The sequence below is a fragment of the Jiangella anatolica genome (assembly GCF_003236295.1).
GTDB lineage: Bacteria > Actinomycetota > Actinomycetes > Jiangellales > Jiangellaceae > Jiangella > Jiangella anatolica.
Window position 1 is genome coordinate 1 of the sequence record NZ_POTW01000233.1, and the last position, 420, is coordinate 420.

At 39.0% G+C, this 420-nt stretch carries 1 protein-coding gene; it reads right to left on the reverse strand.

What is annotated here, in order from left to right; genetic code table 11:
- A partial coding sequence (locus tag C1I92_RS35970) for a DNA gyrase subunit A (RefSeq protein ID WP_499799517.1) occupies positions 1 to 420 on the reverse strand: 420 nt, incomplete at both ends.

Sequence of the window (420 nt, forward strand, 5' to 3'; positions counted from 1 at the left end):
TCGGTCTACCATTCACTAGAGCAATCATATTCACACCAAATGATGTTTGAAGAGGTGTTTGTTTGTATAAGTTATTTAAAATGACACTAGCATTGGCATCCTTACGCACATCAATAACGACACGCACACCAGTACGTAAACTTGTTTCATCACGTAAATCAGTAATACCGTCAATTTTCTTGTCACGAACAAGCTCTGCAATTTTTTCAATCATACGAGCCTTATTCACTTGGAAAGGAATTTCAGTGACAACAATACGTTGACGTCCGCCTCCACGTTCTTCAATAACTGCACGAGAACGCATTTGAATTGAACCACGACCTGTTTCATATGCGCGTCTAATACCACTCTTACCTAAAATAAGTCCAGCAGTTGGGAAATCAGGACCTTCAATATCTTCCATTAACTCAGCAATTGAAA